25 protein-coding genes, 1 tRNA gene and 2 pseudogenes are annotated in these 25,110 nt (G+C 58.2%); 17 read left to right on the plus strand and 11 right to left on the minus strand.

Going from position 1 to position 25,110, the window contains the following annotated elements:
- Positions 1-3: 3 nt before the first annotated feature.
- Together trmFO and HDF15_RS19190 are read left to right on the plus strand one after the other, a co-directional pair.
- On the plus strand, positions 4-1,365 hold the full coding sequence (trmFO, locus tag HDF15_RS19185) for a methylenetetrahydrofolate--tRNA-(uracil(54)-C(5))-methyltransferase (FADH(2)-oxidizing) TrmFO (RefSeq protein ID WP_014263746.1): 1,362 nt from the start codon (positions 4-6) through the stop codon (positions 1,363-1,365).
- A 62-nt stretch (positions 1,366-1,427) separates the two neighbouring features.
- Positions 1,428-2,573, plus strand: coding sequence for a DUF3824 domain-containing protein (locus HDF15_RS19190; protein ID WP_184258471.1), 1,146 nt, complete (start codon positions 1,428-1,430; stop codon positions 2,571-2,573).
- Between the two features lie 63 nt (positions 2,574-2,636).
- Here the strand turns inward: HDF15_RS19190 and HDF15_RS19195 are convergent, their stop codons facing one another.
- Positions 2,637-3,044, minus strand: a complete 408-nt coding sequence (locus HDF15_RS19195; RefSeq protein ID WP_184258473.1) for a YidB family protein — start codon at positions 3,042-3,044, stop codon at positions 2,637-2,639.
- A 110-nt stretch (positions 3,045-3,154) separates the two neighbouring features.
- Between HDF15_RS19195 and HDF15_RS19200 the strand changes: the two genes are divergently transcribed.
- Together HDF15_RS19200 and HDF15_RS19205 are read left to right on the plus strand one after the other, a co-directional pair.
- Positions 3,155-3,550, plus strand: coding sequence for a RidA family protein (locus tag HDF15_RS19200; RefSeq protein WP_014263743.1), 396 nt, complete (start codon positions 3,155-3,157; stop codon positions 3,548-3,550).
- Positions 3,551-3,967: 417 nt separating this feature from the next.
- Positions 3,968-4,731, plus strand: a protein-coding gene (locus HDF15_RS19205; protein WP_260331186.1) for an IS5 family transposase whose coding sequence is annotated in 2 segments (ribosomal slippage) — positions 3,968-4,313 and positions 4,313-4,731 — 765 coding nt in all. Because the reading frame shifts where the segments join, the coding sequence is not laid out codon by codon here.
- Between the two features lie 188 nt (positions 4,732-4,919).
- Here the strand turns inward: HDF15_RS19205 and HDF15_RS19210 are convergent.
- The 3 genes and pseudogenes from HDF15_RS19210 to HDF15_RS26285 all read right to left on the minus strand — a co-directional run.
- Positions 4,920-6,482, minus strand: a complete 1,563-nt coding sequence (locus HDF15_RS19210) for a VWA domain-containing protein (protein WP_184258475.1) — start codon at positions 6,480-6,482, stop codon at positions 4,920-4,922.
- A 138-nt stretch (positions 6,483-6,620) separates the two neighbouring features.
- Positions 6,621-8,405, minus strand: a pseudogene (locus HDF15_RS25995) (TonB-dependent receptor domain-containing protein); the annotation flags it as partial.
- 1,574 nt (positions 8,406-9,979) lie between these two features.
- Positions 9,980-10,408: pseudogene (locus tag HDF15_RS26285) on the minus strand (carboxypeptidase-like regulatory domain-containing protein); the annotation flags it as partial.
- Positions 10,409-11,384: 976 nt separating this feature from the next.
- Here HDF15_RS26285 and msrB point away from each other — a divergent pair.
- Positions 11,385-11,810, plus strand: a complete 426-nt coding sequence (gene msrB, locus HDF15_RS19220; RefSeq protein ID WP_184258477.1) for a peptide-methionine (R)-S-oxide reductase MsrB — start codon at positions 11,385-11,387, stop codon at positions 11,808-11,810.
- A 187-nt stretch (positions 11,811-11,997) separates the two neighbouring features.
- Here the strand turns inward: msrB and rpmB are convergent, their stop codons facing one another.
- From rpmB to HDF15_RS19235, 3 genes are all read right to left on the minus strand, one after another.
- Positions 11,998-12,186, minus strand: a complete 189-nt coding sequence (gene rpmB / locus HDF15_RS19225; RefSeq protein ID WP_014263739.1) for a 50S ribosomal protein L28 — start codon at positions 12,184-12,186, stop codon at positions 11,998-12,000.
- A 122-nt stretch (positions 12,187-12,308) separates the two neighbouring features.
- Positions 12,309-12,385 (minus strand) — tRNA-Val (locus HDF15_RS19230).
- Positions 12,386-12,480: 95 nt separating this feature from the next.
- Positions 12,481-13,062: a CDP-alcohol phosphatidyltransferase family protein gene (locus HDF15_RS19235; RefSeq protein ID WP_184258479.1), complete on the minus strand. Its 582-nt coding sequence runs from the start codon at positions 13,060-13,062 to the stop codon at positions 12,481-12,483.
- A gap of 184 nt (positions 13,063-13,246) precedes the next feature.
- On the opposite strand from HDF15_RS19235, the gene HDF15_RS19240 reads away from it, so the two are divergent.
- The 3 genes from HDF15_RS19240 to HDF15_RS19250 all read left to right on the plus strand — a co-directional run bounded on the left by HDF15_RS19240 (position 13,247) and on the right by HDF15_RS19250 (position 15,670).
- The gene (locus HDF15_RS19240; RefSeq protein WP_184258578.1) at positions 13,247-13,705 is read left to right on the plus strand and encodes an Rrf2 family transcriptional regulator; all 459 of its coding nucleotides are present in this window, start codon (positions 13,247-13,249) and stop codon (positions 13,703-13,705) included.
- A gap of 86 nt (positions 13,706-13,791) precedes the next feature.
- On the plus strand, positions 13,792-15,063 hold the full coding sequence (locus HDF15_RS19245) for an IscS subfamily cysteine desulfurase (protein ID WP_184258481.1): 1,272 nt from the start codon (positions 13,792-13,794) through the stop codon (positions 15,061-15,063).
- A 403-nt stretch (positions 15,064-15,466) separates the two neighbouring features.
- A complete protein-coding gene (locus tag HDF15_RS19250) occupies positions 15,467-15,670 on the plus strand; it encodes a hypothetical protein (RefSeq protein WP_184258483.1) in 204 nt (67 codons plus the stop codon).
- Positions 15,671-15,812: 142 nt separating this feature from the next.
- Here the strand turns inward: HDF15_RS19250 and HDF15_RS19255 are convergent, their stop codons facing one another.
- Entirely contained in the window at positions 15,813-16,730 is a 918-nt protein-coding gene (locus tag HDF15_RS19255) for an ankyrin repeat domain-containing protein (RefSeq protein WP_184258485.1), read from the minus strand.
- Positions 16,731-16,920: 190 nt separating this feature from the next.
- Between HDF15_RS19255 and HDF15_RS19260 the strand changes: the two genes are divergently transcribed.
- The 5 genes from HDF15_RS19260 (at position 16,921) to HDF15_RS19280 (ending at position 19,945) form a co-directional block, all read left to right on the plus strand.
- The gene (locus HDF15_RS19260; RefSeq protein ID WP_184258487.1) at positions 16,921-18,384 is read left to right on the plus strand and encodes a zinc dependent phospholipase C family protein; all 1,464 of its coding nucleotides are present in this window, start codon (positions 16,921-16,923) and stop codon (positions 18,382-18,384) included.
- A 60-nt stretch (positions 18,385-18,444) separates the two neighbouring features.
- Positions 18,445-18,864, plus strand: a complete 420-nt coding sequence (iscU, locus tag HDF15_RS19265; protein WP_014263732.1) for a Fe-S cluster assembly scaffold IscU — start codon at positions 18,445-18,447, stop codon at positions 18,862-18,864.
- 117 nt (positions 18,865-18,981) lie between these two features.
- A complete protein-coding gene (locus tag HDF15_RS19270) occupies positions 18,982-19,479 on the plus strand; it encodes an iron-sulfur cluster assembly accessory protein (RefSeq protein ID WP_184258489.1) in 498 nt (165 codons plus the stop codon).
- A gap of 58 nt (positions 19,480-19,537) precedes the next feature.
- Positions 19,538-19,723: a type II toxin-antitoxin system HicA family toxin gene (locus HDF15_RS19275; RefSeq protein WP_184258491.1), complete on the plus strand. Its 186-nt coding sequence runs from the start codon at positions 19,538-19,540 to the stop codon at positions 19,721-19,723.
- 3 nt (positions 19,724-19,726) lie between these two features.
- A complete protein-coding gene (locus HDF15_RS19280; RefSeq protein WP_184258493.1) occupies positions 19,727-19,945 on the plus strand; it encodes a type II toxin-antitoxin system HicB family antitoxin in 219 nt (72 codons plus the stop codon).
- Position 19,946: 1 nt separating this feature from the next.
- On the opposite strand, the gene HDF15_RS19285 is transcribed toward HDF15_RS19280, so the two are convergent.
- Positions 19,947-20,663, minus strand: coding sequence for a DUF6624 domain-containing protein (locus tag HDF15_RS19285; RefSeq protein ID WP_184258495.1), 717 nt, complete (start codon positions 20,661-20,663; stop codon positions 19,947-19,949).
- A gap of 106 nt (positions 20,664-20,769) precedes the next feature.
- Between HDF15_RS19285 and hscB the strand changes: the two genes are divergently transcribed.
- From hscB to bla, 3 genes are all read left to right on the plus strand, one after another.
- Positions 20,770-21,399 carry a Fe-S protein assembly co-chaperone HscB gene (gene hscB / locus HDF15_RS19290; RefSeq protein WP_184258497.1) on the plus strand — a complete coding sequence of 210 codons (630 nt, stop codon included), beginning with the start codon at positions 20,770-20,772 and terminating at the stop codon, positions 21,397-21,399.
- Positions 21,400-21,426: 27 nt separating this feature from the next.
- The gene (locus HDF15_RS19295) at positions 21,427-21,837 is read left to right on the plus strand and encodes a tautomerase family protein (RefSeq protein WP_184258499.1); all 411 of its coding nucleotides are present in this window, start codon (positions 21,427-21,429) and stop codon (positions 21,835-21,837) included.
- An 84-nt stretch (positions 21,838-21,921) separates the two neighbouring features.
- Positions 21,922-22,806, plus strand: coding sequence for a subclass B3 metallo-beta-lactamase (bla, locus tag HDF15_RS19300; protein ID WP_184258501.1), 885 nt, complete (start codon positions 21,922-21,924; stop codon positions 22,804-22,806).
- Between the two features lie 277 nt (positions 22,807-23,083).
- On the opposite strand, the gene HDF15_RS19305 is transcribed toward bla, so the two are convergent.
- Complete coding sequence (locus tag HDF15_RS19305; protein ID WP_184258503.1) at positions 23,084-23,551, minus strand: DinB family protein; 468 nt, start codon at positions 23,549-23,551, stop codon at positions 23,084-23,086.
- On the minus strand, positions 23,548-23,985 hold the full coding sequence (locus HDF15_RS19310; RefSeq protein WP_184258505.1) for a VOC family protein: 438 nt from the start codon (positions 23,983-23,985) through the stop codon (positions 23,548-23,550). The genes HDF15_RS19305 and HDF15_RS19310 overlap by 4 nt, the downstream gene beginning before the upstream one ends.
- Before the next feature lie 79 nt (positions 23,986-24,064).
- On the opposite strand from HDF15_RS19310, the gene HDF15_RS19315 reads away from it, so the two are divergent.
- Positions 24,065-25,024, plus strand: a complete 960-nt coding sequence (locus HDF15_RS19315; RefSeq protein ID WP_184258507.1) for a zinc-binding alcohol dehydrogenase family protein — start codon at positions 24,065-24,067, stop codon at positions 25,022-25,024.
- The last annotated feature ends 86 nt before the right edge of the window (positions 25,025-25,110 follow it).

Raw genomic sequence — 25,110 nt, forward strand, 5'->3', positions numbered from 1 at the left:
GACATGAAGAAGATCCACATCATCGGCGGCGGCCTTGCCGGCCCCGAAGCCGCACTCCAGGCAGCCAACGCGGGCTGCGACGTCACCCTCTCCGAGATGCGCCCCGTGCGCTCCACCGAAGCCCATCAGACCTCCGATTTCGCGGAACTCGTCTGCTCCAACTCCCTCAAGTCCGAGAGCGAAAACACCGCGCCCTGGCTGCTCAAACAGGAGATGCGCCGCGCAGGCTCATTCCTGCTGCAGGCCGCCGATGCCAGCGCCGTGCCCGCAGGCCACGCGCTCGCCGTCGATCGCACCGAGTTCTCGCGCCGCGTAGCCGAGTTGATCGAACAACACCCACGCATCACCGTCCGTCGCGAAGAGATTACTCACCTCGACGAAAACAATGCCGACACGATCACGATCCTCGCCAGCGGCCCCCTCACCAGCTCACCGCTTGCCGCAGAACTCCAGCGCCTCACCGGCGCCGAGCATCTCGCCTTCTACGACAGCATCTCGCCCATCGTCGATGCCAGCACCATCGACATGGACAAGGTTTATTTCGCCGCGCGCTGGGACAAGGGCACCGCCGACTACATCAACTGCCCCTTCACCAAGGAAGAGTACGAAGCCTTCATGGACGCCCTCGCCACCGCCGAAAAGATCGAGCAGAAGGCCTGGGAGCAGCTTCCCACGGACGGCAGCGTCACGGCAGCGCCAGAGAAGTTGCAATACTTCGAAGGCTGCCTCCCCATCGAAGAGACCGCCCGCCGTGGCCGCGATACGCTTCGCTTCGGCCCGATGAAGCCTGCAGGACTTACCAATCCCAAGACGGGCCGCTGGCCCTACGCCGCGGTGCAACTGCGGCAGGAGAACCTCCGCGCCGACAGCTACAATCTCGTCGGCTTTCAAAATTCACTGAAGTACGGCGAGCAGGCACGAGTCCTGCGCATGATCCCCGGCCTCGAACACGCGACCTTCCTGCGCTACGGCCAGATCCACCGCAACACCTATCTCCACGCGCCGTCACTGCTTACGGAGACCCTTCAGCTCAAGGCCCACCCCGGCATCCTGATCGCGGGCCAACTCTCCGGCATCGAGGGCTACACCGAGTCCATCGCCTCGGGCCTGCTCGCGGGGCGCTATGCCGCCGCACTGGCCCGCGGAGAACAACCCGAGCCCGCGCCACGACTCACAGCGAATGGCTCTCTGAGTTACTACATCACCCACGCCGAGCACAAAAAGTTCCAGCCTGCGAACATCACCTTCGACCTGCTGCCGCCGCTCGAAGAAGAGCTGCGCAAGAAGATTCGCGACAAGAAAGAGCGCCACCGGATTCAGTGCGAACGCGCGCTGGAAGCCTGGGATACGTGGCTGGCGAAATAATAACGCTCAAATCCCGTCCGGTGCGGTAGCCTTCCTTACAAGACTTTCCACCGAGGTGCAGCATGCGGCCACTCTCCGCCGTCGACGCTATCGCTCCTGCCTGGAACCACACACGCCGCCTGCTGATCGCGCCGCGCAGTTGGCGTTTGCTGCTCAAGATCGGTGCGGTCGCCTTCTTCGCCAATACGGGAGGCGGCAGTTTTTCGAGTCCTTACCCCGGACGAGACCACCTACCCGGCCTATCACCAGCGATCGCCGCCTCAATCTTCGCCCTCGCTCTGGTCATTGGCAGCATCGGGCTCTTGATTGCGCTTGCCCTTTTCTATCTGGGCTCTCGACTGCAGTTTGTACTCTTTGAGATCGTGCTGCGACGCGACACCACAGTCGCACCGATCTGGCGGCGCTATGGCCGTGCCACCTGGTACTGGATGGGATTGAAGCTGGCCTTCTTCGGCATCGCACTGCTGTGTATCGCGCCGCTCCTCATCCCCATCGTCCTCCACCTCATCCATAGCTTTGGAGCTGGAACCAACGTGGAGCAGCAGGCCTTCGCCGGCTTCTTTCTCGCGATTTTAGGATTCGGCCTCGCAATCTTTGCGATCCTGATTGTTATAGGCGCAGGCTACACACTGCTGCATGACTTCGGATTACCCTTCATGGCGTTGGAGGGTACGCCCCTTACCGAGACCGTACGCCGCGTCTTCAGCCTCGTCCGCGCCGAACCCGGCCAGATGCTTCTCTACCTTGTCATGCGCGTCTTATTGACGTTTGCAGGAGCCTTAATCTTTGAAGTCGCCCTGTTCTTCGGATTGCTGATCGCGCTCATCCCACTGGGTGGTCTCGGGGTTGTTCTGTGGGCTGTGTTGCATCATGCAGGGACCGGAGGCCACGTCCTGATGATCGCGGGCTGGGTAGTCCTGGGCATCATCCTTTTTGTCTTGCTGATTATGGCCGTCGTTGTAACGTTCGGCTATCTCCATACCTTCCTTGAAGCGTACGCGCTGTACTTCCTTGGGGGCCGCTATCCGCTGGTCGGGCAATACCTCGAACCACTGTTGCCACCGCCGATGTATGCGTATCCCGGCGTTCCACCTGGATATTATCCCGGATATGATCCAGGGCATTACCCACCCGCTCAACCCTCCGAAGCTCCGCCGTCGCCCGCACAGCAGCCGAACTCGAACCCCGAACCCGATTCAAATTCCTGACCTGCGCTGGTAGACAGAAAAAGGGCAGGGACTGATCCCCGCCCTTCTCGTTCCATAAAACTCTTACAGAAACTTCTGCAACAACTGCCCTGCCAGCCCGCTGAACTGGCTCTGCTCCGGAGCCTGGCCGTTCGGAGCGAAGTGCGAGATCACCATCGGCATCACCGAAGCCAGGATGGTCTGCGCCACCTGCGGTGAAACGCCTGCCTTCTCTGCAGTCGCTTCGATCAAACCTGTACCGCCAAGCCCGGTCTGCACCTGCTCCGGCGTCGCCGTCTGCAGGGCTCCGCTGGCCCACTGCTCAACGTGCCCAGCCATGCCATTGTTTTGAAAGCCGTTGAGAATCGCCTGCACGCCTTCGGGATGCTCCTGAAGGGCCTGCATCAATCCACCCGCTACCTTCGCCTGATCGCTACCGCTATTGGTCATTGCGGACGCCGCCATACCTTCTAATGAATCGAGCAATCCCATGTGGTTTTTCTCCCACAGGAATACTATTCGATTTCATAGCCTTCCCAGTGTCACAATTCGAGAAAATCATCGGCTTGCATGCACACCGCGCCAAAGGGCACAATCCAACCATGTCACAGAACAAGACCGCCATCTCGACGAAAGACGCTCCCGCCGCCATCGGCCCATACTCCCAGGCAGTACGCGTGGGCGACACGATCTATACCTCCGGCCAGATTCCCATCGACCCCGCCACGGGCGACCTGGTCTCCGGCGGCATTACCGAGCAGACGACCCGCGTGCTCGAAAACCTGAAGGCCGTACTCGGCGAAGCCGGTATCGACCTCACTCACGTCATCAAGACCACGGTCTTTCTCAAGGACATGAAAGACTTCGCCGCAATGAACGCCATCTACGCGCGCTACTTTGCTCCCGAAGGTGTTGTAGCCCCTGCACGTTCGACCGTGCAGGTAGCCGCGCTCCCCAAAGATGCGCTCGTAGAGATCGATTGCATAGCGAAAGAGTAGGCCTCGGCATAGGGTGAGTCATCCAAACTCTCTCGTAGCGTGCAAACGTTCTGCTGTGGCAAGAATCGGAAGGGCACGGTTTCAACCGTGCCGTAAGGATCGAGCTGAAGGCTCATACCGCTCTGCCGAAGGCGGGAGCGGAGGCGCAGCCGGAACGACCTGAATTGCTTTCCTTGATAGAGGCGAACGAGTTTGGCCATCGGCACGAATCTCCGCAGCGCAGTTGAGGCGGAATGTCTCTTAGCAGCCGGACCTTCGTGGAGATAGCTGCACCACGAAGGAAACACATGGGGTCACCCCCATGCGTCTTTGGGGATGTAAAAAGCAATTCAGGTCGTTCCGGCTGCGCCTTCACTCTAGGGCGTGTCATCTAATTGGTTATATGCCTGATTTGTTTGCAGATTTTAGATTGAAGGGATGAGTGTAAGGCGTTACGGATTGCGTGATGATCAGTGGGCACGGATGAAGGATGTTTTGCCTGGGCGAGACGGAGTGGTGGGTCGTCCTGCGATGAACAACCGTTTATTTGTGGAGGCGGTGCTGTACCGCTATCGCGCGGGGATTCCGTGGCGGGATCTTCCGGAGCGATTCGGTGATTTCCGGGCGGTACATACGCGGTTCAGCCGCTGGGCGGCTCGCGGGGTCTTGAAAGAGATCTTCGAGCATCTGGCCAAAGATGCCGACAACGAATACGCGATGATTGATTCGACCATTGTGCGCGCCCACCAGCATAGCGCAGGGGCGCGCAAAAAAGGGGCTGTTCGCAAGCCATCGGCCCCAGCAAGGGCGGGTTGAGCACCAAGATTCATACCACCGTTGATGCGCTCGGCAACCCGATTGGCTTTCATCTCACCGAAGGCCAGGCTTGCGAACTGGATGGAGCCGATGTGCTGCTGCCTCTGCTGGAAGCCAGGACGGTGATCGCCGACAAGGGCTTCGATGCCGACAAAAGGGTGCTGGAACCGTTGAAAGAAGCTGGGAAAAAGGCCATCATACCGCCTAGAGCCAATCGAAAAGTACAACGAGAATATGACAAGGAACTCTACAAAGCTAGACACCTGATCGAGAACTTCTTCGCCAAACTCAAGCTCTTCCGCTGCATCGCCACTCGCTACGACAAAACAGCTAAAAACTTCCTCGCTGCCATACACCTCGCCGCTACCACCATCTGGCTCAATTAGATGACACGCCCTAGCCTTCGGCAGAGCGGTACAGGCTTTTCTCCTGGCGTTTGTGGCATGGCTGAAGCCATGCCCTTCCGTTTCTTGCCACAGCAGAGCATTTGCATGCTACAAGCGAAATTTGATGACACACACTACGATTCAGCATCCAGCGTTTATTGTCTGGAGCTCGCGCTCAGCGACCCAAATTACGGCTTCACGTTCGCTGAGCCCAGAGTCCCTGTCGCCGCATCGCGCATGACAAATCGAATACTTGCCGTACCCATCGGAGTCAGGAAGGGGAAGGAGAACCCCACGCGGGAGGAGGGGCCGATCTGGTCGCTGGCCTCCAACCGCTCCTTCAACTCCGCGGCATGCTGGCCCAGTTCCTTGCCCTTGGCGGCATAGCAAACCTCGATCACTGTTACCTCGGCTAACCGGGAGCCATCTGGCTGGTCCGCAAAGTGCAGATCGTTGGCGTTCACCAGCAGCGTGTAGCCATTCTTGCCCGGCGTAGCGTCCACGTGCAGACCGCTGTAAACCAGAGTGGTCTTTGCCGCACTCAGCAGATCAAACTTCAAATCGGTGGACTGTTTCGCCTTGTTCGGCGCAACTGCTGCCACCGGCGCATCGCCGCCGAAGTAGCCCTCCCGCGTAATCACCCGCAGCGAAGGGTCCTTCATCGTCACGCGAATCCTGCGATAGGGACGGGTCGCACCGCTCGTGCTCGTCGGCGCATAGGCCAGCGTGTAGTACTCCGTGCCTTCCATCGAGACCTGCGCAATCTGCGACTCCAGATCGTTTCGGCCGCCGATCACACGACCGCCTGTTGCAGTAGCAAAGCTCTCGAAGGCCATGTTGTCGCCATACGATCCAGTGGCCCCGCCCATCGCTGTGGGATCGATCTGTTGCGCATTCCCCGGATCGGCCGCCGCCGTACCCTCCGGATCGATCGTGTACAGCGTCACGCGCGCCGCCAGCATACGATCGGTCACACGCTGAATCGCAGCCAGCACCCTGTCGTAATCTGACTGGCTCATATTGTTCAGGTCGCCGGCCTTGCCATACCCGGTGCCAACCCAGATGATGTTCTTTCGGCCTGGCACCCCGCGCACGCTCTCCGCAATCTGCGTCAGCGCCCCAAGGGTCTTTACCATGCCGTTGTCCGCTCCACCGTTGCCACCATTCAGGCTGTTCATCACGGTCGTAAAATCCAGGTCGCTCGTATGTTTCCGGATGCTCTCGAGCAGGTCGGCACGGCTCTGTGTGTAGTCGTGCAGCACAGCGATCTTCGTCGCACCCGCGGCCACAAACAGCGTCGGCACGGGCAAAACCTCCGGCTGCGCCTGGAGATACTTCTCCATCATCTGGCGTGCGTAAGCGAGATGATGAAAGGGTGTGTTCACCTCGTCGAACACCAGGATGTTCACCGGGGCATTGCCGATCTTCGGCAGGTCGGCGCTGCTGTTCACGACCAGCTTCGCCGCCGATCCCGGAGGCATCTCATGCCCCGACGGCGGATCGAAGTTGCGGATCGTCTGTGGCACCTTATCCTCGGTCACCGTGAACTGCGAGCGGTCGAGATTCGGAACAAAGTGTCCGGCCGAATCGATCACCACCACGTCCAACACCACCAGCCGCGAGGTAACGTGCAGCGTAGATTCCGGAGTCGGAGCCGCTTGCTCAGTCTGGCCCAGCATCGCCGGAGCCATAGCAGACAGCACAAATGTCAGAGGGAGAATCAAAACGGTGCGATGAGAGTAGTTGCGCATAGGTCCTGAGAATAAGCATTTGATTACATGCCTGTCTTGCAAATTTTCTAAAAGGAAGAGGCTCTCTGAAAGCACTCTCCAAGACACAACAGGCGGCGAGAAGATCTCGCCGCCTGTCTGCTTGTTGCGGGTTAAGGGTTAGAACAAGATGCGGCCACCTACCTGAAGGACGCGGTTGCCGAAGGTGCCGCCGCTGACAGCACCGTTGATCCTGCCGAATGATCCCGTAGCGGTCGGATTGCCGGGGCCTGGAGGGATACCCGAGCTTAGCGTGAGGGTTGGGTTGGGCAGGTTCGTGAGGTTGAAGACGTTCTCTGCCTCGCCGCGTAGCTGGAACTTCACGCGATCCGTGATCGAAAAGTCACGGAAGAGCGATGCGGCAACAGCACGGCGTCCAGGTCCATCCAACGCGTTCTGGCGAACCGTTCCATCGGAGTTGGCTGGGCCGGCTCCGTTCTGTGGGCAGGCGGGAATCCCATTCAGCGCCGCGTTTGCCACGCAGAACTGCGAATAATCAACCCACTGCTGCATCATCGCCGTGCGCGAATGGCCGTTATCTTTGACATGCGCACGCATGACGCCGGGCGCCAGATTCGGACGATCGTTCGTCACGCCATCGGCGTTATTGTCCGAGCCGGTGGTGATGTTGATAGGATTGCCACTCTGCAGCTGGATGATCGATGTGATCGTCCAGCCATTGACAATCTGGCGAACCACTTTGCTGGAGACACCGTACTGTGGCTTGTACACAAACGAGATGGCCACAACATGACGCTGATCGAAGTCCGACCGCTGACGGTCGAGGCGCTTGTTTCTTGGGTCCTCGGTTTCAGTGTTCGAGCTGTTGCCGGTATTGCCCGTGGTGTCCAGATCTTCACTCTGCAACGACTTCGACCAGACATAGAAGCCCTGGATAGAGAAACCATGCGTGACGCGCTGCTGAGCCGTAATCTGAAGGCCGTTATAGTTGGCGCCTTCCGAAGACTGGATCTGCGAGATGCTGGAAAGGATTGGATTAGCCGCAGACCCGCCGGCGTACGTCTTCTGGTTGAAGGGACGGCGGTTGTTCACGGTGCTGGTGGTGTTCGCGTACGAGCAGTTCAGGGTCACATCGGTGCACGAAGCCCCTGACGCTCCAGCGCCATTCAGGTTGAAGGTGGGGTAGTTGATATCCCATTCAATCGGCAGCTTGCGCGAGAGTGATGCCACGTAACTGCCCGAGAAGGCAAAGCTGCTGGTGAGCTGCTGCTGGAAGCCGAAGTTGATCTGATAGATCTCCGGCCAGCGGAAGTTCGGATCGATGGAGATCAGCGCCGCCGGTTTTACGACAAATTGCGGATTCTTGGAGTTATAGATAAAGGGAAAAGGCGAATGTCCCACTCCACCAGCGATACAGGTCGCATCACCGCCACAGAAATCCTTGGGATCGGAAGCGTACGGATCACTGATATGAATCACATTGTTGAAGGTAGGACGGCCAGAGAATGGCTCGCCGTTGGACGGATAGGTGAAGAGATTCCCACCCACCGAGCCATAGAAGATGCCCGCTGCAGCATGAATCACCGTGTGACCGCTCGGATAGGGCTGCCAGGCCAGACCAACGCGCGGCGAGACGTGATCATATCGTGTTGCGACGCCACCCGCCGGTACTCCCGGATCACCGGGAAGCAGAATGCCGAGAGGCAGAGAGGGCGCAACAGTGGACTGCTTGCCCGGAACGAATTGCATGGTCATGCGCTGCGTATCGGTCGGCGTCGTCTGGATGTCGTACCGGATGCCGAGGTTGATCGTCAGATTCGGCAGCGCGCGCCAGTCGTCCTGGAAGAACAGGCCATAGTTGAAGTAGTTCGCGTTGGCATACACCGGAACATCCTGCTCCATCGTATTCGGGGATCCGAAGAAGAAGTCGGTGATGGCAGCCGAAGAACGGTTCGCCGTGTTGGTATGGTTCGTGAAGCCGAAGACACCATAGTTGTTGAGAGTGGTCTGCTGGGCATCGTTTCGCGGTTGGCCTCACCACCGTAATAAAGCGTGTGCTTGCCGTGAGTACTGCTGACGACATCGCGAATAGCGTACACATTGCTACCCGTCACAGGTCCGGTGATGGCGTTGCCTGCAGTAAACCAGGCGCTGGGATTGAGTTGCGGCCGCGAGCAACCAGCCTGCGCCGGTATACCGCAGATCGTACCGGACGGGGTTTGCTCCGCGAAATTCGATCCGTAGTTCGCAAGACTTTCGGCCGGCGACGGTACACGGCCTCCGATGAGGCGGGTGTAATTCAACATCAACTGGTTCACCGTGTTGTTGCTGATCGTCCAGGTATGGGCGACGTTGGCATCGTGCTGCGCGAACGTGTAGTCATGGACCACCCAGCCCAGGATGTTGTTACCGGAGGGGTTCACGACAAAGTCGCCAGTCTCGTGGAAGTAGCTCATCGTCAGGCGCTGTCTCAGCGTCATCTGATAGTCGCCTTTGTAGAGCTCTTCGTCCGTCTTCTCGCGGAACGGGCTGAAGTCGCGGCGGGTATAGATGGTGTCAGAGGCCTGTGAGGGGTTAGGCGTTGGAATAAGCCCAGCCTTGAGGATAGCGGCTATGGAAGGATCGAAATCTGAGACAGGAACGATATTGCCAGGGTAAAAAGCAGGATCGGAACCCGTCTTGGAGCGATAGGGATTGCAGGCCCAGAACTTCGTCGAAGATTGCTCCGCGACCGTGCAGTTCGTCTGCCCTGCCGGGACGGCGGTCGTGGGAATGTTCTCTGAGAAGTTGCCGGCATCCATCGCCGCACTGGGTACAGTGGTCGTCAGGATGTTATCCGAGATGTAGCGGAACCCCGCGTAAGACCCGAAGAAAAAGAGCTTGTTCTTAATCACCGGACCACCCAGCACGAAACCGAAGCGCTGCTGATTGTAGGGTGTCTTCGATGACTGGAGGTGCGTTGTAGCGTTGAAGTTGCGATCGCGGTAGAACTCGAAGACCGAACCATGGAAGTCGTTGGAGCCCGACTTCGTCAGTACCGAAACCACACCGGCCGAGTTGCGGCCAAACTGCGCAGAGAAGTTGTTGGTGTCCACGCGGAACTGGCTGATCGCATCCGGGTTCGGCAGCGGGTTGCCCGTATTGCGAACACCGGTCATGTTCGAGCCGCCATCCAGGTAATACGCAACCTGGCCTACGCCCGAGTCTGTTGAACCGTTGATCTTGACGTGCTGCTCAGGGTAGCCAAGCGGGTTGATCACGCCGCCATTACCACCACTGCCCGCGGCGTTGTTGTTCTGAACACCCGGCGTTAAATCCAACAGCGTATAGACATTGCGATCGACCAGGGGAAGGTTGTCGATTTCGACGTTGTCGACTGTCCGGCCCAGTACGGAGTTACCCGTGTTCAGCAACGGGATGTCGGCTGTGACCTCTACCGTCTGCGAGGTGCCTCCCGCCTGCATGGAAAGATCCAGCTTTGCCTCTTCAGTAACAGTCAGCGTCAATCCCTCGCGATCGAGGGTCTTGAATCCGCTCGCCGAAACGGTCACCTTGTAAGGTCCGACCGGAAGGAAGTCGGCGCGATACTCTCCGGCATCGTTGGTCACAACCGTGCGGACAAACTGGGTGTCCGTCTGGGTGATCGTGACCGTTGCCTTAGGAAGAGCGGCACCGGTAGAGTCCGTAACCGTACCAAACAGAGTAGATGTAGACAACTGCGCTGAGGCCATCAGCGAAAGAGCAAACAGCATGAACATACAGCCGACAACACGAACGAACTTCGACATGGCAGGTCTCCTCAAAATGAAACATGAAACAAGGCACAACGACACCGCGTAATTCTCTACAAAAGCGGTTGACTGGAGCGAAAAACACACTACTCTGAATTTTGTGCAATGCGCAAGTGAAAAATTTATAGGGACAAAGCTTGTTATCCCGTTCCGCATGGGGCCCCAGCCGCAACCGCTAAGCCGAAGAGGTATCGCTCCATAGCACCCGAGTCAAACGTTTGTCTCCACACAAGACATCTATCTGTAACGAATGCGGAAAACCGCACTCGAATAAATTGGCACGCAACGCCGCTCAACGGAACGGCCCTGCCATTCCGTGCGACAGAATGCCGCTTGACCGTCTGGATCCAGCCGCAACCGTATTAGAAAAGCGCTTGACTAATGCTCGCAACACACTACTCTCGGCTCACGATGTTGCGCAAGAGAAAAATGAACAAAATAAATGGGCGTGTTTTTACTGGTACACAGGGAAAAGCAACAACCTTGCCGGAATCAAACTTAGAGGATTGCTCTTCCAGTCATTTCAGTTCCGATCGAGTGCTCCAACCCCGTGGAGGTCACGCGCAAAAGCGATCCAGGGCATGTGTCATACAACTACGATTTCAAGATGAAGATTGAGCCGTGCACATAGCTTGCTGTGGCTCGGATCGGAAGGGCCTGGCTTCAGCCAGGCCGTAAGAACTCGGCACTATCTCTTTCCTCTCTGCCGAAGGCCGGAGCGAAGGCGTAGCCGGAGCAACTGAATTGCTTTCCTCTATGCCACCGAGACTGTGCAGGGCTCACCAAGGCTGTATCCGTGGCTAGAGCGACTGGTTTCGCTACGACCAAAGAAGACAATTCAACCGTTGCGCCCTGCGGGCTCCACTCCGGCCTGCGGCAGCGAGGTACGCGGCTTCGACGCTGGGCTTGCGGCATGGCTGAAGCCATGCCCTTAACGAAATGGTGCCCCGGCAAACTGTTTGCAGAGTTCGACTTCGCCCCAGAAGAAGTGATAACAGGTCCTAAATCTAACGAACAGAAGTATCAAAGAAGATCCTTGTCCCTCTATCCTTCACACGAACCCGGCCGCTGGACCGTCCGACCTCCGGCAGCATCTAATAAGTGAAGAATGAAGAGCAGAGGAGAGACAACTATGCCTGAAACCACCATCACCGGCACGAAGCCTGCAAAGATCGAAAAGACCGACGCGGAGTGGCGCGCCATCCTCACCCCGGAGCAGTACCATGTCATGCGCGAGAAGGGCACCGAACGCCCCTTCACCGGCGTACTGACCAACAATCACGACGATGGCATGTACCATTGCGGTGCCTGCGACGCTCCCCTTTTCACGTCCGAAACCAAGTTCGACTCCGGCTGCGGCTGGCCGAGTTTCTATGCCCCCATCTCGTCGGACGCCGTCCAATCCCATGAAGACAACAGCTACGGCATGCGCCGCATTGAGATCACCTGCGCCACCTGCGGGGCTCACCTCGGCCACGTCTTCCCCGACGGCCCCAAACCTACCGGGCAGCGCTTCTGCATCAACTCAGCCTCGCTGGCGTTCGAGAAGAAGAGCTAAGAGCAGGAAACAGGAAACAGGAAACAGGAAACAAAAAGTAGCAAATAGCAAAAGCCCCGCCTACAGGCGGGGCTTTTTATTGGTCTTCAGAAGATTTCGGATTTCCGGGTATGGCAGTAGATGCAGCAATGCAAACAGTATCCACAAGGTCTACTGTTTGCTGTTTCCTACTTGCTGTTTCCTGCTTTTAGCCTTTTACGACTTTGCCGGTCTTGATGCAGCTGGTGCAGACCTTCACGCGCTTGGTCGCGCCGTTGGTAAGGGCCTTCACCGACTGAAGATTCGGGTTCCAGCGCCGACGGGTGACGTTGTGCGCGTGCGAGATGTTGTTACCGAACTGCGGGCCTTTGCCGCAAAGCTCACATACCTGTGCCATGACATTGCTCCAAACGAATCTTTTGCCCCAGAAGAGACTCCCATCAACAACCCACGCGCAATCTGGATTCCGGAAGATTTCTCCGGTGGTATCCTGCCCGTCTAGCGGAGGGTGGAGAGGAGTGGTAGGCACGAGCGGATTCGAACCGCTGACCTCTACCGTGTCAAGGTAGCGCTCTAACCAACTGAGCTACGCGCCTCTGGTGCGTCTATTCAGTGTATCCGCAACTCGTCAGGCCCGCAACCCGGTTTTAACCAAAAGCTACATTCCCTATGTCTTTTTAAGACAATCGCCTCATGCCTTCGGCGGAGCCACCGCGACCGGCTCCTGCACTCGCCGGATTACGATCCACGCATACTCCGCAGCCGAAACCGGTGCCAGCACAGCGATAGCCCAGAGCAGCAACCTCTTCAGATCGTGCAGCCCCGACTGCGGAATCACCTGGCAGGTCATCACCGTCAAGACCCCAAGGATCTGCACCACGGTGTTTATTTTGCCCAACAGGCTCGGGCGGAAGTCGCGCAGCGTATTGGTGGCGAACAGTAGCGTGGCAATCAACAAAATTCCCAGGTCGCGGCTGAAGACCAGTACCGTCACGTAGCGCGGAATCAGGCCCACATGCGTCAGCACCACAAAGAGCGTACTCAGCAAAAGCTTGTCGGCGATGGGGTCGAGATACTGACCGAGCGTAGTTCGCTGCTGCAGCCAGCGCGCCAGCAGACCGTCGAGCCCATCGCTCACTCCGGCCAACCACAGCAGCGCAAACGCCGCCCGCCAGTGGCCGTCGAGAATGGTGATGACCAGAAACGGCAGAACGAACAACCGCAGCATAGTCAGCAGGTTGGGCGTGGCACGGAATTGACGAAAAGCATTCACAAAGTTGTATCGAATAACGAATCTTAGCCTATCGCAGGACGGCGTGCAGATGTCGTCTCCCAGTGGCGCAGTCTTACACAACTAGCAACTCCGACCGCATTGGTCTTGCTTACGAACCTTCCGCGCCGTACACTGAGAATGGCCGAAATCTACGCGACATGCGTTCGATTCGCCTTTGCCGATCATGCTGAGACTGACCAAAAAAGCGGACTACGGATTGATAGCGCTCAAGTACCTTGCCGAGCAGTCCACCAATGGCGCGCAATCCGCCAAGGATATCGCGGAGGCTTATCACATCCCTCCGCAGCTTCTGGCCAAGATCCTGCAGACGCTGGCCAAGTCCGGTCTGCTGGTTTCGCACGCCGGAACCAACGGTGGTTACGCGCTTGCCCGCTCGGCCCACGACATCTCGGCCTTCGAGGTGATTCGCGCCATCGACGGCCCGCTTTTTATCACCAGCTGCATTACTATCCACGGAACCTGCGACCTGCACGGTACCTGCACCATCAAAGAACCGTTGCGTAAGGTTAACGACAGCATCAAGGAACTGCTCAGCGGCATCCGCGTCTCGGATCTGATTGAACCGATCGAGGACTCTCCTGCTGCGGCCCTGGCTGGCGGTCTAGTGAGCATCGCGCTCTAGTTTTACTCGTAGCCAGCTCATCCGCAGTTTAAAGCTGGCCGGAAACCATTTGTAATCAGCAACACTCAAGTTTAGGAGCGCACATCATGGCTGAAAGTATCGGAATTAACGTCACTCAATCGAACGAGCCCCTGCCCGCCGGCGTCAAGCTGCCCATCTATATGGATAACCACGCGACCACGCCGCTGGATCCGCGCGTGCTTGAGGCCATGATGCCCTACCTGACCGGCATCTTCGGCAACGCCGCCAGCCGCAACCACAGCTTCGGCTGGGAGGCTGAGTCCGCGACCGAGAAGGCTCGCGAACAGATCGCCAAGCTCATCGGCGCTACCGCCAAGGAGATCATCTTCACCTCCGGCGCGACCGAGTCGAACAACCTCGCCATCAAGGGCATCGCCGAGATGTACCGCGAGCGCGGCAACCACATCATCACCCAGGTCACCGAGCACAAGGCTGTGCTCGACACCTGCAAGCGCCTCGAGAAGTCCGGCTACCGGATCACCTACCTGCCCGCGCAGGCTGATGGGCTCATTGACATTGAAGACCTGAAGCGCGCCATGGACGACCAGACGATCCTCGTCTCGATCATGTATGCGAACAACGAGATCGGCGTCATCCAGCCGATCCGCGAGATCGGCAAGCTCTGCCACGAGAAGGGTGTGCTCTTCCACACCGATGCGGTCCAGGCCGTCGGCAAGATTCCCGTCAACGTGATCGCCGACAACATCGATGTGCTCTCTCTCTCCGGCCACAAGATCTACGGCCCGAAGGGTGTGGGCGCGCTGTACGTTCGCCGCCGCAATCCGCGTGTACAGATCTCCGAGCAGATCAACGGTGGCGGCCACGAACGCGGTATGCGTTCGGGCACGCTGAACGTTCCGGGCATCGTCGGTCTCGGCGCTGCTTGTGAGATCTGCCAGAACGAGATGGAAGCCGAAGCCGCCCGCGAGATCGAGCTCCGCGATTACCTTCGCGCAAAGCTGGAGAAGGCTCTCGACTACACGCAGGTTAACGGCAACATGGACCATCATCTGCCCGGCAACCTGAACATGAGCTTCGTCTACGTCGAGGGTGAATCCCTCCTGATGGGCATCAACGACATCGCTGTCTCCTCCGGTTCGGCCTGCACCTCGGCCACGCTGGAGCCCAGCTACGTTCTCAAGGCCCTCGGCCTTGGCGACGATGTGGCACACAGCTCCATCCGCTTCGGCCTCGGCCGCTTCAACACCAAGGCGGAAGTGGACTACGTTTCGGACAAGCTGATTGACGTTGTTTCGAAGCTCCGCGAGCTCTCGCCGCTGTACGAGATGGTCAAGGAAGGCATCGACCTCAGCAAGATCGAGTGGGCTGCGCACTAAGCTGTAGGCACTTTTCAAAAGCTACGAACACAAAAGAGCGGGCGCCTTACACAAGGCGTCTGCTCTTTTTTGCGCTCATTGTGCTTTGCCGGAGAGCGCGAAGCGCAAACCGTGACGCTTTAGCGTCGCGGGCCGGAGGGAGCCGTAGCCTTTTAGGCTACGGAATCAAGGGCCAAGCGAGAATCGGGCTTTAGCCCCGGGCCTTTTGCTCGCAGCCGAAAGAAGGCCCGGGCCTAAAGGCCACATGTTTGCTAAGCCTAAAATCAGGGGCCTGAAGGCCCCTGCTCCCTCCGTTTCGCGCTGTAAGAAAAAGGCCATCCTTCTTCAACAAACATTGATTCAGGACACTGGAAGCGCTTCTATTCAGACAAGTACAATCGGGTGGACATCCTCTGGAGACCGCATGGAAAAGAGAATCCTAAGCGATACGGGCCGTTTTCTTCGAGTCTCACTTGTATTGCTTGCCATGCTGGCAGCAACAGCGATCGTCGACCATTGCCTGCACGTAACGTTTCGATACTGGCTTATCGTCTCGGCTGCACCTATCGTGCTCGGAGGTTACACCATATTGTTCCTATTTAGTTTAGTAATGAAGATGAAGCCGTAGGTGCTGAAATTGCCCAAGAGCCTGTAATTTCGGCTAGGAACTATCCAAACCCCATTCATTCCTCGCGAATGAATGGGGTTTGTTTCTGCTTCTACTTTTGCTTTTCTTGTTGTCATTCCCGAAGGGAATCTGCTGTATCGATTTAGTGCGCGCCCTTTTCCTGCAGCAGCTTGATGACCTGGCGCTTGTCGTTCCTGATAGCCATCTGAAGAGGAGTACGACCGTGGTCGTCCTTGGCATTCACGTTGGCGCCTTTGGCCAGCAGGAGCTTCGTCACTTCTACATAGTTGCCGCCCCAGTCGTAGTTGGAATCATCATCCATAGCCGCCCGGAACAGCGCGGTCTGGCCTTCGTTGTCCACGGCCTCGATGTTCGCCCCCTTAGAGATCAATAGATTCACTGAATCAATGCGCTCCTCACTGACGGCATGCATCAGTGCTGTCTTCCCCTCCGAGTCCGCAGCGTCGATCTTGGCACCCTTCGCCAGAAGCATCGTCACGGCTTCGGTGTGATCTTCGAGAGCTGCGTAAATCAAGGCAGTGAAGCCGTTCCGATTTTTTGCTTCGACGTTTGCGCCTTTGCTCAAGAGCAGTTGCAGAATGTCGGTATTTACATAATTCAGAGCAGCCAGGTGAAGGGCTGTATCACCGCTTGTCGTCTTCGCCGTGGTATCGGCCTTTTTATCCAGCAATATTTTCACGATCGCGAGGCGATCCGCATACTCACTTCGGGGAATCTTCCCGTCTCCACCCACGGCCCAGTTGAGAGAAGTCCCTTTAGAGTTGGACTTAGCCTCAACATTAGCGCCCTTAGCCAACAGCACCCGTACGACATCAACTCTGGCGTGTTCGGTGGCCACCTTGAGTGGAGTCTGCTCGCTGTCATCCCGGCCTTCGATATCAGCTCCCTGCGCCAACAGCGTCTTCACGACCTCGGCATTGCCGTCATCCGAAGCCTGAATCAGTTGCCGATTCAGTTTGTCAGAGCCGGATTGCCCGATAGCCAAACCGCTTAGCGATAGGGCGACACATAAGATGGCTGCGAAGCGCATTTCCTTCATGCTTGTCTCCTGATGAACGATTGTCTTGTCGAGATTCTGCCCAGATTGGCAATTGCGCCGGGCAAGCGACGGTGTTCAATTTGAATACCGCGATTGATTTTATAAGGTGCGTCTGCTTTTCTTGTTGTCATCGAAGTCGAATGACAACAAGAAAAACATAGGGCTTCTGCTATACCCTTATCCGAACAACATGACTCTGAGCCTCCGCCTCGCGCTCGTCGCCCTGCTCTGTATGCTCGGCCTCGCTCGCCCCGCAGACGCCTACTCCGTACTGACCCATGAGCAACTGATCGATCTCACCTGGGACAGCTCCATCGTTCCACTGCTGCTCAGCCGCTATCCCACGCTGACGCCCGCGCAGATTGAGCATGCGCGCGCCTATGCCTACGGTGGCTGCGTCATCCAGGACATCGGCTACTACCCCTTCGGCGACGCCAACTTCTCCAACCTGACCCACTACGTCCGGTCGGGAGATTTCGTCGTCAACCTCTTCCGCAACGCCGGAAATGCCGATGAACTGGCCTTTGCCGTCGGCGCTCTCTCGCACTATATCGGCGACACCATCGGCCACTCCGAAGCCACCAATCGGGCTGTCCCTATCGAGTTCCCCACTCTCGGTCAGCGTTACGGCCTATCCGTGAACTACGCCCAGGGCAAGCATCAGCATGTACAGACCGAATTCGCCTTTGATATCAACGAGATCGCGCATCACCGCTTCGCTCCCCTGCCCTACCTGCGACACGTCGGTCTCGAGGTTCCCACCCGCCAACTCGCTCTCGCCTTCTACCAGACATATGGCCTGCGCGAAGACTTCACCGATCATCGCCGCAGCCGTATCAATGTCCGTGGTTATCGCTTCGCCGTGCGCGGCTTCATTCCACGCATCGCGTTTGCCGTAACCCTGCTGCACCGCAGACGCGAACCCTCGGACCTCACCACGGATCCCGACTTTCAGCGCCTTACCAACGAGCTTGCTGCTATCTCCCAGAAAAACCACTGGGACTCCTACCGTGGCAAGGCCGGAGTCGGCACCTACTGTCTCGCCGGCTTTCTCTTCATTCTGCCCAAGGTCGGGGCGCTGAAACTGGTTGCCGTCAAAGGCCCCACCCAGCAGACGGAGGCCGACTATATCCACTCGGTCATGCGTTCAGCCGACCAGCTCGACGCCCAACTGCGCCGCTTCACCCCTCCCCCTGCGACGAAACAGACCGCCACGCTCGCCGCCGCAGAGGATACCCACTCCGATCCCGCCCCCTCGCAGCCGCTCCCCGCCCTCTCCGGAGCGGAACAACAGGTCCCTCGCGGCTCTCACGATCCACACCATCCGCTGCTCAATCGCGATCTGGACACCGGCTATCCGGTCAGGCCCAGCGGCTATTCTCTGACCGACGCCACCTATGCCCGTCTGCTCCACAGCTTGGCGCTGCACCCTGCGAACGCCGTTCCTCCCGGTATCAAGGCCGATATTCTCCTCTACTACGCCGACCTAAGCCTGCCTTTTGCCACAAAAAATGATTCCGCTGCCTGGGCAATGGTTCAACAGGACCTCATCACCCTGAAAGCCATTCCAATCAACACCGAACCGCTGCCCTACCCCACCTACGGTACGGGCAACGAGGACACAATTCCCGCGCCAAACAGCCAGAGGGAATAATCAAGCCCTTCCGAACCCTCCAGCTTCGGAGTATCATCTAAGGAAACGAGGTAGATTCCCATGGCATATAGCGATAAGGTTGTTGATCACTACGAAAATCCCCGCAACGTCGGCACGCTCGACAAGAGCTCGACCGAGGTTGGCACCGGCCTGGTCGGCGCCCCTGAGTGCGGCGACGTCATGCGCCTCCAGATCAAGGTGAATCCCGAGACCCAGGTCATCGAGGATGCCAAGTTCAAGACCTTCGGCTGCGGCTCGGCGATTGCTTCCAGCTCGCTCGCTACCGAATGGGTCAAAGGCAAGACCGTTGCCGAGGCTCTGACGATCTCGAACACCGACATCGTGAAGGAGCTCGCGCTTCCTCCGGTCAAGATTCACTGCTCGGTTCTGGCGGAAGACGCCATCCGCGCCGCGATCGGCGACTGGAAGAAAAAGAACGGCGTTGCCGAAGAAGCTGGCGTCGCAGTCGCGGCTCACTAAGCGCAAACCAATACTCGTGGGCCGGCGGACAGCATCACCGCCGGCCTTTGTTTTTCTTTCTGTCATTCCCGTAGGGAATCTGCTTCCCTACGGCCAAAACACTCATCGAATAAACGTATGTCTACCGTCTCCATCAGTTCGACGACCAGCCAGGCCATGAGCGCTCCCGTGCCCGCGGCTCCCAAAGACCCTCTTGCAGGCATGACGCTGCTCATCGCCGAAGGCCAGACCTCTCGCGCGAAGGCCGCCATTGAGATTACGAAGAACGCGCTCAAGCGCATCCGCGTCGCCATGGCCAAGGAAGGCATCTCGCCCGACCAGGGCGGTCTGCGCCTGGGCGTTCAGGGCGGCGGCTGCTCGGGTCTGAGCTACAACATCCGCTTCGACACCCAGCCCCGCGAGCGTGATCGTACCTTCGTCTTCGGAGCAGGCATCGAGACCCCCAACGACCCCAGCGGCGCAAAGCCTGTTCGTCTCTTCGTCGATCCGAAGAGCTACCTATATCTTGCGGGCATGGTGCTGGACTTCGAAGAGACGCTGATGCGTCAGGGCTTCAACTTCATCAACCCCAACTCCACCAAGAGCTGCGGGTGTGGGTCTAGTTTTTCGGCGTAAACCTCAACGATTTGACATGATCCGTCCCTTACGGAGATAACCCGTGTGAGGACAAACTATGAAGTATAGAGAAATCGTCAAACTCATTGAGCAGGACGGTTGGCGACTTGTTCATACTGTCGGCAGCCACCAGCAATACAAACATCCATCCAAATCTGGTCGCGTCACGATAGCGGGTAAGCCTGGAAAAGACGTGCCAGAGGGGACTCGAAAGAGTATTCTGAGGCAAGCAGGCTTGGAGTAATTGATGCGTGAATATCTAGTTATCTTCGAACGAGCAGCAGATGGTGGATGGGGAGCCTATGCCCCCGATCTCCCTGGCCTCGGAGTTGTCGGCGATACCCGCGAAGAAGCCGATACCCTCATCCGCGAAGGCATTGCTCTCCATATTGCAGGCCTCCACGAAGACGGCTTGCCTATTCCTGAACCCGTGACAACGGCAGAACGCATCGCCATCGCCGCGTAGCCTACTGCACCGGTGCCGAAGCACTCACAATCTTGTCCGTCGCCTTCAGGTGATACATCTCCGACAGCATCTGCTTGTAAACCGTCATCGGCGGAAGAAACACCTTGGCCCGTCGCGCGTCCAGTGTCCCCGGATCTTCGACGCCATACATCGCCATCGCTCCGTCCACAAACTTGAACTGCGACCCATAGCGCTGCAGCTTCCCCTCCGACACCAGCTCTTTGTCGATGACCAGTGCCAGCGTGGAGCCATCGATCTTGCCGGCATCCGCGAGCTGCTCCAACTGCGGCAGCAACGAAAGCTGCCACGCATGGTCGGCCGAGTGCGTCAGGATATACATCGCTCCGTTCGACGCCTTGATGCCTACCAGCCCAATCGTCGGCCAGCCCTGTTTGGCGACGATCTCCTTCAACTCCGTCGTCAGCCCTGCGTCGATCTCCGCGAGATTGGTAGCGATCTCCAGCTTCTCTTTGTTCTTCGGCTGACCGTCCTTCACGCCGCGCGCCTCCTGGTCGCGATCAAGCATAGCCAGTAGCCGGTCCCGCAGTTCAGCATCTGTCCCGGGGCCATTGCGTTGGATCAACTCTTCGTGCCGCCGCGCAAGATCCGCCATCCACGCGGGTTCGGCATCGGACTTCGCTGCTGCTGGCTTCTGCAGAGCCAGCGCGGAAGGAACAAACAACGAGAGAGAAAGCAGCAACACAATCGATCGGGTCATAAATAGCAGTCTACGATTCTCCGCTTCGCGCTGGCTTGCAAAAACATCTAATCTAAAGAAACAAGACGAGATTCTAGAGAGAACAAGTCGAGATTTGGAAGACCCGATGAGCCACGAAGCCTCCCCCAGCTACTTCACCCAGTTCGAACTCCCGCAGCATCTCCACATCGATCTCCCCACGCTGGAGAAGGCCTTCTACGCACAGTCGCGCAGGCTGCATCCTGATCGCTTCGCCGCCAAACCACAGGCCGAGCAGGATGCCGCGCTCGCCGCCTCTTCACGCTTGAACGACGCCTACCGCACCCTGCGCGACCCCATCGCGCGGACTGAGTATCTGCTCGCGCTCGAAGGCATCCAGTTGGAAGAGCAGTCACGCGCGGCCACCGATGCAGCCAAGGCTGCGGGCACGGAGAAGAAGCAGGTCGCCCCGCCCGATCTGCTCGAAGAGGCCTTCGAGTTGAACATGCAGCTCGAAGAGATGCGCATCGCCAAGAAGATGGGTGAAGACGATCCCCAGACTCGCCGCGATCTTGAACAGGCGCAGCAGCACTTCACCGCCATGTTGAGCGAGTCGCAGCAGCAGCTCGAAGCCCTGTGGTCGAAGTGGGACGCCGCCGTGGATGCCAACGACGCAACCGCAAAAGATTCGGCCAAGCAAGCGCTGGTCGCACTACTCAATCGCCGCAGCTACATCCGCAACCTTGTGCGGGATGTCAACGAAGCTCTCGAATCCTAAGGACTCAGGAACACACAGGAAAAAACCATGCCACTCGTACGAATCTCCGTCTCCGATACCGTCTCCACCGATCGTCGTAAACAGATCGCCGATGCGATCTACGATTCCATGCGCGCTACGCTCAACATCCCGGAAGGCGACCGCTTCATAGTCCTGACCGCGCATAGCCAGGATGAGTTAATCGGCGACCCGCACTTCATGAAGATGCAGCGCACCAGCGACTTCCTCATCGTGCATGTGACGCTTCGCCAGGGCCGCTCGACTGAGATCAAGCAGGCGTTCTACAGCAAGACGGCCCAGCTCCTTCAAGAACGGGCGAACGTCGCCCCAGACGACGTCATGATCGTGTTGAGCGAGAACAGCATGGACGACTGGTCGTTCGGCCGTGGCGAAGCTCAATTCGTCCTGAGCGCACAGGCATCTGCTCCAACCAAATAGTTTGAAAAGCTCCGACCGTTACCAGCGAAGTTCCCTCACGTTCTTCGCTGGTTTTTGAACCGTTCGCTCTGCTATCAAGCAGGGATGAGCCCTTGCCGCAAACTATTGTGCTTTGTCATCGTCCTGCTCTCCTTCGGCAGGCTGCACGCACAGATGAACCCCGACTGGATCACGCCTGTCGCGCCCTTCCGCATCGCGGACAACCTGTACTATGTCGGAAGCCGGGACCTGGCGTCGTATCTCGTTGTCACTCCTGCGGGCGACATCCTGATCAACTCCAATCTGCAGTCTTCCGTGCCGCAGATTCGGCACAGCGTCGAGCGGCTTGGGTTTCGCTTCTCCGACATCAAGATCCTGCTCATCAGCCACGCTCACTCCGATCACGCTGGGGGAAGCGCGGCCATCCTGAAGCAGACCGGCGCGAAGTATATGGTGATGGACGCCGACGTGCCGACCATCCAGGACGGCGGCCGCAGCGACTTCGCCTACGGAGGCAGGCAGCTTATGCCGCCTGCCCACGTTGACCGCGTGCTGCGCGACGGAGACGAGGTCAAACTCGGCGGCAGCGTGCTCGTGGCGCACAAGACCGCAGGCCACACACGCGGCTGCACCACCTGGACGATGCGCGTTCGGGACAACGGCAAGCCGCGCGATGTGGTGATCGTGGGCAGCTGGAATGTGCTTTCGGAGTACCGGCTCGTAGCGACGGCAACACGTCCGGCCTCGTATCCCGGCATCGCCCAGGACTTCGCACATGGTTTCGAGGTTCTGCATTCGCTGCCCTGCGACATCTTTCTCGGCGCGCATGGAGGCTACTTTGAAATGAAGGAGAAGCTGTCGCGAATGGCGACGGAAGGCTCCGCCGTGTGGCTCGATCCCGAGGGGTATAAGCGTGCCGTGGCAGAACACCAGAAGGAGTTTGAAGATAAGTTGGCGAAGCAGCGGCACGAGGGAACTTCTGCACGTTAGGGCGTTCATTGGACTGCGCGTAGCGCGCTCCGTGACGCTTCAGCGTCGCGGACACGGAGGGAGCCGTAGCCTTTAGGCTACGGAATAAGAGCCAGGCGAGAGTTGGGCTTTAGCCCCGGGCCTTTTGTCCGCAGCCGAAAGAAGGCCCGGGCCTAAAGGCCACATTTTGCTAGGCCTAAATTCCGTAGCCTAAAGGCTACGGCTCCCTCCGAATCCCCGATGCCAAAGCATCGGGGAACGCGCTTCGCGCCATTGGAGAACATGTCCTAGACACGGATTACTTTTCCAATCTCTCCAGATGATGCAAATCGTGCCCAGCCATAATCTGCAAGATGTTCCAAAGCGTCTCTTCACCGCGCTCGGGATGGGTCACAGGACGCTGCTTATCGGCCTCGCTCAACGCCCCGACGAACGCCACATTCCAGGCCCGCAACGCCTCAAAGCAGGCTCTTGCCTGCGCCAGCGAGTACGCTGCATAAACACGTGACCAGGCCTCCTGATCGAAGGGCTGAATCGCCGGATGCTCTTCGGCCAGGGCCTGCCGCAGTCGCCAACCCCAGGCGATCTCACAGTCAGCCAGATGCGCGACGATCTCACGCACACTCCATTTGCCCAGCGCGGGTTGTGCCTCGATCTCCTCAGGTGTCAAAGCCTCCAGCACGCGTGCTAACCGTAGTGGCGTCTCGGCAATGACCTGCTGCGGATCGCGCGATCCAAGTGCCTCTGCGTACGGAAGGCCGCTCATGCCTGCACCGCCCAGGGATTATAGCTACCCACCCACCAAACATGGTCTTCGAGGTCACGGCAAGCGAAGGCTTTGCCACCGTATTCCGGTGAGGACAACTCCTGCACAATCTCCGCACCGGCCTTCTTGACCGAAGCATAGACCGCATCGCAATCCTCAACGATCAGGCAGAGCCCCGCCGTCTCGCGGCCGCCGATCTCGTCCGGTTGTACCATCACGCGACTGAACTCGCCGTGGTTCTGGATGGAGCCCAACATCAACATGCCGAGCCCGTGCGTAAGCTGTGCATGCATCACCGTGCCGTCCGGGCCTTCGTACACAGCCTGTTTGTGAAAGCCGAAGACCCGCACCAGCCAGTCGATAGCCGCATGCGCATCGCGATACCGCAAGCTCGGAATAATTGTCGATCCCGTAAGATTCTGCTGTAGTGACATGACCTTTGCCTCTGACCTGCATCATCGCGCCATCACAGCGCATCTGTACAGTGGAAAGCAATTGCCAGGAGAGAATTTAATGAACGCTGCCGTCGTCCACGCCTTCAATGCTCCTCCCCGTTACACGACCTTCGCCGACCCAGTTGCAGCAGAAGGCGAAAAACTTGTCACAGTAACCGCAGCCGCGCTGCACCCCATCGTGAAGTCGCTGGCCAACGGCACGCACTATGGCAGCACCGGCGAACTGCCGTTTATTCCCGGCGTCGATGGCGTCGGGCGACTGGAAGATGGAACACGCGTCTTCTTCGGCGTGGCGCGAAGCCCCTTCGGCACCTTTGCCGAACGCACTCTGGCCCCAAGCTGGATGTGCCTGCCATTGCCTGAGGGATTGGACGATGCGACCACTGCAGGAATCGCTAACCCCGCCATGTCCTCCTGGGCCGCACTCACGGTACGAGCCAAGTTCGTGGCCGGTGAAAGCGTTCTGATTCTGGGCGCGACAGGCGTCTCCGGGCAGCTTTCCATACAGATTGCCAAACGTCTCGGCGCGAGGCGCGTCATCGCTGCGGGACGTAACCCGGAAGCTTTAGCGAAGCTCAAAGAGTTTGGCGCAGATGCAGTGATCTCTCTCGAACAAGAGCCCGAGGCCCTGGTAGCCGCGTTCCGCGCTGAGTTCGATCAAGGCATCGATGTCGTGCTCGATTATCTCTGGGGCGCTCCCGCCGAGGCCGCGCTTCAGGCCATCGCGAAGAAAGGGCTGAAGACCACCTCGACGCGCGTGCGTTTCGTCCAGATCGGATCGAGCGCCGGAGCCAATATCTCCCTGCCTGCGGCCACTCTGCGCAGCTCCGGACTGGAGCTTCTCGGCAGCGGCTTCGGCAGTGCGTCGCTCAGCCAGCTCAGCCAGGCCATTGCGGAGTTCTTTCAAGCTGCTGCAAAAAAACCCTTCGCATTCAGTATCAAAACCGTGCCTCTGAGCGAGGTCGAAGCTCTCTGGAACGAAAAAGAACAAGACACGCGCCTGGTATTTGTACCGTAATTTTGCAAGTCTCCAGCACGATATAGGACAAACTCCGTCCGCGATGTAAGACAATAGTCATTGGCGCTTCTGTCTCGCGACAGCGC

The sequence above is a fragment of the Granulicella mallensis genome (genome assembly GCF_014203225.1).
GTDB lineage: Bacteria > Acidobacteriota > Terriglobia > Terriglobales > Acidobacteriaceae > Granulicella > Granulicella mallensis_A.

Coding starts and splice junctions, on each gene's coding strand:
- HDF15_RS19255 (WP_184258485.1), bottom strand. CDS start 16,730: ATGAAGGAAATGCGCTTCGCAGCCATCTTATGTGTCGCCCTATCGCTA.
- HDF15_RS19260 (WP_184258487.1), top strand. CDS start 16,921: ATGACTCTGAGCCTCCGCCTCGCGCTCGTCGCCCTGCTCTGTATGCTC.
- HDF15_RS19190 (WP_184258471.1), top strand. CDS start 1,428: ATGCGGCCACTCTCCGCCGTCGACGCTATCGCTCCTGCCTGGAACCAC.
- HDF15_RS19200 (WP_014263743.1), top strand. CDS start 3,155: ATGTCACAGAACAAGACCGCCATCTCGACGAAAGACGCTCCCGCCGCC.
- msrB (WP_184258477.1), top strand. CDS start 11,385: ATGCCTGAAACCACCATCACCGGCACGAAGCCTGCAAAGATCGAAAAG.
- HDF15_RS19305 (WP_184258503.1), bottom strand. CDS start 23,551: ATGAGCGGCCTTCCGTACGCAGAGGCACTTGGATCGCGCGATCCGCAG.
- HDF15_RS19210 (WP_184258475.1), bottom strand. CDS start 6,482: ATGCGCAACTACTCTCATCGCACCGTTTTGATTCTCCCTCTGACATTT.
- HDF15_RS19250 (WP_184258483.1), top strand. CDS start 15,467: ATGGAAAAGAGAATCCTAAGCGATACGGGCCGTTTTCTTCGAGTCTCA.
- HDF15_RS19245 (WP_184258481.1), top strand. CDS start 13,792: ATGGCTGAAAGTATCGGAATTAACGTCACTCAATCGAACGAGCCCCTG.
- HDF15_RS19275 (WP_184258491.1), top strand. CDS start 19,538: ATGAAGTATAGAGAAATCGTCAAACTCATTGAGCAGGACGGTTGGCGA.
- HDF15_RS19285 (WP_184258495.1), bottom strand. CDS start 20,663: ATGACCCGATCGATTGTGTTGCTGCTTTCTCTCTCGTTGTTTGTTCCT.
- HDF15_RS19270 (WP_184258489.1), top strand. CDS start 18,982: ATGTCTACCGTCTCCATCAGTTCGACGACCAGCCAGGCCATGAGCGCT.
- iscU (WP_014263732.1), top strand. CDS start 18,445: ATGGCATATAGCGATAAGGTTGTTGATCACTACGAAAATCCCCGCAAC.
- HDF15_RS19240 (WP_184258578.1), top strand. CDS start 13,247: ATGCTGAGACTGACCAAAAAAGCGGACTACGGATTGATAGCGCTCAAG.
- trmFO (WP_014263746.1), top strand. CDS start 4: ATGAAGAAGATCCACATCATCGGCGGCGGCCTTGCCGGCCCCGAAGCC.
- HDF15_RS19315 (WP_184258507.1), top strand. CDS start 24,065: ATGAACGCTGCCGTCGTCCACGCCTTCAATGCTCCTCCCCGTTACACG.
- rpmB (WP_014263739.1), bottom strand. CDS start 12,186: ATGGCACAGGTATGTGAGCTTTGCGGCAAAGGCCCGCAGTTCGGTAAC.
- HDF15_RS19280 (WP_184258493.1), top strand. CDS start 19,727: ATGCGTGAATATCTAGTTATCTTCGAACGAGCAGCAGATGGTGGATGG.
- HDF15_RS19195 (WP_184258473.1), bottom strand. CDS start 3,044: ATGGGATTGCTCGATTCATTAGAAGGTATGGCGGCGTCCGCAATGACC.
- bla (WP_184258501.1), top strand. CDS start 21,922: ATGAGCCCTTGCCGCAAACTATTGTGCTTTGTCATCGTCCTGCTCTCC.
- hscB (WP_184258497.1), top strand. CDS start 20,770: ATGAGCCACGAAGCCTCCCCCAGCTACTTCACCCAGTTCGAACTCCCG.
- HDF15_RS19310 (WP_184258505.1), bottom strand. CDS start 23,985: ATGTCACTACAGCAGAATCTTACGGGATCGACAATTATTCCGAGCTTG.
- HDF15_RS19295 (WP_184258499.1), top strand. CDS start 21,427: ATGCCACTCGTACGAATCTCCGTCTCCGATACCGTCTCCACCGATCGT.